The organism is Sphingomonas bacterium (assembly GCF_903644135.1).
In the GTDB taxonomy this organism is placed as follows: domain Bacteria; phylum Pseudomonadota; class Alphaproteobacteria; order Sphingomonadales; family Sphingomonadaceae; genus Sphingomonas.
Map to the genome: position 1 here is coordinate 1 of NZ_CAHJXA010000304.1, position 3,438 is coordinate 3,438.

At 70.0% G+C, this 3,438-nt stretch carries 6 protein-coding genes; 1 reads left to right on the forward strand and 5 read right to left on the reverse strand.

Translation table 11 applies throughout. From position 1 onward, the window contains the following. The 5 genes from HUU96_RS13385 to HUU96_RS13405 all read right to left on the reverse strand — a co-directional run. On the reverse strand, positions 1–270 hold a 270-nt coding region (locus tag HUU96_RS13385), incomplete at its 3' end, for a histidinol dehydrogenase (RefSeq protein WP_174293254.1). Then, positions 267–914: an ATP phosphoribosyltransferase gene (hisG, locus tag HUU96_RS13390; RefSeq protein WP_174293255.1), complete on the reverse strand. Its 648-nt coding sequence runs from the start codon at positions 912–914 to the stop codon at positions 267–269. The genes HUU96_RS13385 and hisG, both read right to left, overlap by 4 nt. A gap of 79 nt (positions 915–993) precedes the next feature. Continuing rightward, positions 994–1,545: an RcnB family protein gene (locus HUU96_RS13395; protein WP_174293256.1), complete on the reverse strand. Its 552-nt coding sequence runs from the start codon at positions 1,543–1,545 to the stop codon at positions 994–996. Between the two features lie 126 nt (positions 1,546–1,671). Then, on the reverse strand, positions 1,672–2,547 hold the full coding sequence (locus tag HUU96_RS13400; protein ID WP_254605226.1) for an alpha/beta fold hydrolase: 876 nt from the start codon (positions 2,545–2,547) through the stop codon (positions 1,672–1,674). Between the two features lies 1 nt (position 2,548). Continuing rightward, a complete protein-coding gene (locus tag HUU96_RS13405) occupies positions 2,549–2,917 on the reverse strand; it encodes a hypothetical protein (RefSeq protein WP_254605227.1) in 369 nt (122 codons plus the stop codon). A gap of 121 nt (positions 2,918–3,038) precedes the next feature. Here HUU96_RS13405 and HUU96_RS13410 point away from each other — a divergent pair. Further along, positions 3,039–3,438, forward strand: a 400-nt coding sequence (locus HUU96_RS13410) for a PfkB family carbohydrate kinase (RefSeq protein ID WP_254605228.1), incomplete at its 3' end; no start/stop codon positions are given.

Below are 3,438 nucleotides of genomic sequence, written 5' to 3' on the forward strand. Positions count from 1 at the left end.
GGCGAGTTCCAGCGCGACACGCAGGCCAGGCTCCAGCGCGTCGAACGCGGCGCGGCAGTCGGCGGGATCGACCAGCCAGCCGGTCTGGTCAAGGTCGTGACGGTCGAGCTTGAGGGTGAGGGCGCGCACCGCCGCCTCGCCCTCGTCACGGACGCTCCTGAGGATGGTGGCGACGTCGCGCGACACGTCCGCATCCGCCTCCCGCCGCGCCTCGACCAGCTGGGTGAAGGCGGCGGCGAAGCCGGCGTCGGTGGTGGCGAGGCGGATCACGCGGCCGCCGCCCGGAACGCTTCGACCAGCGGCACCACCTCGGCGCGCGTCTTCATCGCGGCGCGGTTGACGACCAGGCGGCTGGTCACGTCCATGATCCGCTCGACCTCGATCAGCCCGTTCTCGGCCAGCGTGCGCCCCGACGACACCAGGTCGACGATCCGCGGTGCCAGGCCCAGCGTCGGGGCCAGCTCCATCGCGCCGTTCAGCTTGACGCACTCCGCCTGGACGCCGCGGCGGGCAAAGTGGGCGTCGGTGACGTGCGGGTATTTGGTGGCGACGCGGACGTGGCTCCAGCCGCGCGGGTCGTCCTGCGCGGCCAGCGCGGCAGGCTCGGCAACGGACAGGCGGCAATGGCCGATGCCGAGGTCGACCGGCGCATACAGCTCCGAATAGGCGAACTCGGCGAGCACATCGGCACCGACGATGCCCAGCTGCGCCGCGCCGTGCGCCACGAAAGTCGCGACGTCGAAGGCGCGCACCCGGATCAGCGCGATGCAGGGGTCGTCGGTGGCGAAGCGCAGCGCGCGGCTGCCTTCGTCGAAGAACGCCGCCTCCGGCCGCACCCCGGCACGCGCCAGCAACGGCTGCGCCTCGGCGAGGATGCGCCCCTTGGGGACGGCGATGATGAGGGGAGCGGCCATGCGAGGCCGCGCTTTACGGGCGAGGGGGGGAGGGCGCAACGGCCCGGGGCGAGAACCCCGAGCCGCCGCGCGCGCCGGGTTAGAAGAAGAACCCGTTATAGACGCTGACCACCGCGCCGCTGCGGATGTCGACCAGCACCACGTCGTTGCCGTAGCGGACCCAGCGCTGATAGCCGAGCGGGCGGGCAAGGCGATAGTTCTGCCAGTCGTTGAGCCAGTAGTTGCGGCCATAATAGCCCGGCGCAAAGCGATAGCCCGGCGTCACCGGCCGGTAGCGATAGCCGCTCGGCCCGCGATAGCCGCCGCGGTGGAAGGCGTTGGGGTTGGTGCGGCGATAGTCGCGCCAGTCACCGCCGCCGCCGGGACGCTGGCCGGCATAGCCCTGGCCGCCCTGCGGACCACGTTGATCGCCATAGCCGCGGTCGTCGCGAGCGCCGCGCGGGTCGCCATAGCCGCCGCGACCCTGATCGCCGCGCTGATCGTGCGGGCCCTGGCGCTGGTCACGCGGGTCCTGGCGTTGGTCCTGACGCTGATCGCGTGGGTCGGGGCGCTGGTCGCCATAGCTCTGCGCGCTGGTGGCGGCGGGCACCAGGGCGGTGGCGGCCAAGGCGGCGAGGATGATTGTCTTCATGTCGTGACTCCCGTGATGGATGCCGCGCTCGCGCCCGGCATAATCCCTGACTGCGCCTCCCGGTGTGAACGGCCCCGGTATGCGGTCGTCAGCATCGCGACAGGTTGAGGACGGCGGCCGGCGCGCTCAGATGCCCCAGCGCCGCATTGCTGCCAGTACCGCGTCGGGCTTCTCCCAAGGCACGAAATGACCGGCATCGATCTTCTCGACCGTCAGTCTCGGCACAAGCTGGCCGAGCCCGTCGAGTTGCACCGGCAGCAGGGCGCGGTCGCGCATGCCCCAGATCACCAGCGTATCCTGCGTCACCGGTGGGAAGGGGGCGGACAGGAGGATGGGGCGCGGCAGCTGCGGCCCGTCGACCGGCGGCACGACGATGCTCGACACACGGTACCAGTTGAGCATCGCAGTCATCGCGCCCGGCTGCGACCATTCGTCGAGATAGGCAGCCTTGTCCTCGCCGGCGATCGCCTCGACGACATGGCTGGCGAAGGTGGAGCCCAGAAACGTATCCAGGCCATGCTCGGCAAGCCAAGCGTCGAAGCCGGTGCTGCGAAAGGCGGTGATGTACTGGCTCGCTTGGCGCTGCTCGCGGTCATCGAACAGTGAGCGCTGGAAGACGAATGGATGCGGCGCGTTGACGATCACCAGCCGATTGACGCGATCCGGCCGGCTCAGTGCCGTCATCCACGCGATCGCGCCACCCCAGTCGTGGCCGACTAGGGTGAAACGATCGATTCCAAAATAGTCTGCGAGCGCCAGGACATCGGCGACGATCCTGTCGGGCGCGTAGCTCTGGACGCCAGCAGGCTTGGATGAGCGCGCATAGCCGCGCTGGTCGGGTGCCAGCACGAAATGGTCGCGCGCTAGGTCGGGGACGATGCCACGCCATGTCCGATGCGACTCGGGAAAGCCGTGGAGCAGGATCATTGAGGGGTGCGAAGGATCGCCCGCGACCTCGACGTCAAGCTCGACACCGGTAGGCAGGGCGATGCGGTCAATCACGCTACTTACCACCTTCGCGGCGGGTCAAGGCGGCGACGCAGCTGGCGCGGTCGATGCTGCTGCCGTCGGGCTCGCGCGCGTCGAGCCAGGTGACGCGGGGCTCCGCACTGCCTTTGGGATAGAGGTAGGCGTCGAGGACGCAGAAGCGGCCGACGAACTGTAATTTGCGCCCGGGCCCCTCGCGCAGGTCGGCGTCGGGCTGGCCAAACAGCCGGGTCAGCGTGCCGGCATCCTGCCCCATCACCCGCTCAAGCCCGACATTGGCAAAGGCGGGCGCGCGGGTCGCGATGCTGGCCGGCGGTGCGTTCGTCGCCCCGCAGCCCGCCAGCAGCCCCATCGCCGCCAGTCCGATCATCGTCACGCGCGCCATGGTCGCTCCCTTTCGCGCATCCGAAGCACGGCGGGGCGGGCGCGTGCAACCCCGCCGCGGTTGCGCCTGCGCCGGGCCGCCGTTATCGCGCGGCGACTCCCGCCTGCTTGAGGAACCCTCGTTGCCCGAACCCCGCTACGACGTTGTCGCCATCGGCAATGCCATCGTCGACGTCCTGTCCCAGTGCGACGACGGCTTCATCGCCAGCGAGGGCATGACCAAGGGGTCGATGCAGCTGATGTTCTCTCCGGCCGAGGCCGACTCGCTTTATGCCAAGATGGGGCCGGGGATCGAGGCGTCGGGCGGCTCGGCGGCCAACACCGTCGCCGGCATCGCCGCGATGGGCGGACGCTGCGGATTTATCGGTCAGGTCGCCGACGACCAGCTGGGACAGGTGTTCGCGCACGATATCCAGAGTGCCGGCATCGCCTTCGACACCGCGTCACGCGCCGGCGAGCCGACCACCGCGCGCTGCCTGATCTTCGTCACCCCCGACGGCCAGCGGACGATGAACACCTTCC

Coding starts and splice junctions, on each gene's coding strand:
- hisG (WP_174293255.1), bottom strand. CDS start 914: ATGGCCGCTCCCCTCATCATCGCCGTCCCCAAGGGGCGCATCCTCGCC.
- HUU96_RS13395 (WP_174293256.1), bottom strand. CDS start 1,545: ATGAAGACAATCATCCTCGCCGCCTTGGCCGCCACCGCCCTGGTGCCC.
- HUU96_RS13405 (WP_254605227.1), bottom strand. CDS start 2,917: ATGGCGCGCGTGACGATGATCGGACTGGCGGCGATGGGGCTGCTGGCG.